The sequence below is a fragment of the Mesorhizobium sp. M7A.F.Ca.ET.027.03.2.1 genome, assembly GCF_003999175.1.
In the GTDB taxonomy this organism is placed as follows: Bacteria; Pseudomonadota; Alphaproteobacteria; order Rhizobiales; family Rhizobiaceae; genus Mesorhizobium.
Genome location: NZ_RZOM01001388.1, coordinates 1 through 1249 on the forward strand (window position 1 = coordinate 1; position 1249 = coordinate 1249).

The window sequence follows — 1249 nt, forward strand, 5'->3', positions numbered from 1 at the left end:
GAGGGAGGCTCGGGCGTCGACCACGCGGTGCTTTCCGAATTGTCGCGGCGCCTCGGCATCGCCGCGCCCGACCGCCAGGCCCGCCATCATGCCATGAAATGGGGCAAGGGCTCGCTGCGCTGGGAGCGTCACACCGAGTTCTCGACCTATTTGTGGGAAGGGCCGCTTTCCGAAAGCGGCAGGACGCAGGAGGACTCCCCCTTCGGCAACGGGTTTTCGCCGCCGGGAACCTGCATCTCCGGCATCAGGCTCGAAATCCGCAAATGGACGCAAGCGAGCGAGCAGCTGATAGCCGGTTTCGATCCGACCAGCTTGTGCTACTCGCTGGTCGAGCGCGGAAACGCGGCCATCATCACCGATTTTCGCCAGGACGGCGATGGTCTGACGCGCATGCTGCTGCTCGATCGCGGCTTGACCCCGGCGCGTACCGGCGCGTTGTCGCAGCGGCTTATCGACATCGAGACCTATCGGACGCTGGCCATGCTCGGCCTGCCGCTGGCGCTGACCTTGTCCGGCCGCGCCCGCCGCATCGAAGACCGGCTGGCGCAGACCACGTTGGAGATGAAGGTCACCGGGACTCGCGACAGCCAGACCTTGCTGGCCGATCTGACCGAACTTGCGGCGGAGCTGGAGGCGGACGCGGCATCGAGCCTTTACCGTTTCGGCGCCAGCCGCGCCTATAACGGCATCGTTGGCGAACGGCTGGAGGCGCTCGAGGAAGAGGCTGTGCCCGGCTATGACACATGGCGCGGGTTCCTGCAGCGCCGGGTGGCGCCCGCAATGCGCACCTGCCGCTCGGTCGAGGAGCGGCAGGAAAATCTGTCGCGAAAACTGACCCGCGCCACGACGCTGCTGCGCACCTGGGTCGATGTCGAGGTCGAGAAGCAGAACCGCGACCTGCTTGCCTCGATGAACAACCGCGCCCGCCTGCAACTGCGCCTGCAGCAGACCGTCGAGGGGCTCTCGGTCGCCGCCGTCTCCTATTATGTGGTCGGCCTTGTCGGCTATGTCGCCAAGGGTGCCTCGATCTTCGGCCATGCCTTCGCACCGGAGATCATTACCGCGGCTTCGGTGCCTGTCGCCATCCTGCTGGTCTGGTGGGGCGTACGCCGCGTGCGCCGGATGCACTCCGAGCCCGGCAAGCCGCCCGGCGAATAGATCTGCTCACCCTCCCCCTTGTGGGGAGGGTCGGCTCATGATCGCAGCGAAGCGAAGATCGTGAGACGGGGTGGGGGTCCTCGTAGAGCGC

The 1249-nt window shown here is 66.5% G+C and carries 1 protein-coding gene; it reads left to right on the plus strand.

Going from position 1 to position 1249, the window contains the following annotated elements; genetic code table 11:
- On the plus strand, positions 1 to 1158 hold a 1158-nt coding region (locus EN750_RS34915), incomplete at its 5' end, for a DUF3422 family protein (protein WP_127399320.1).
- Positions 1159 to 1249 lie beyond the last annotated feature (91 nt).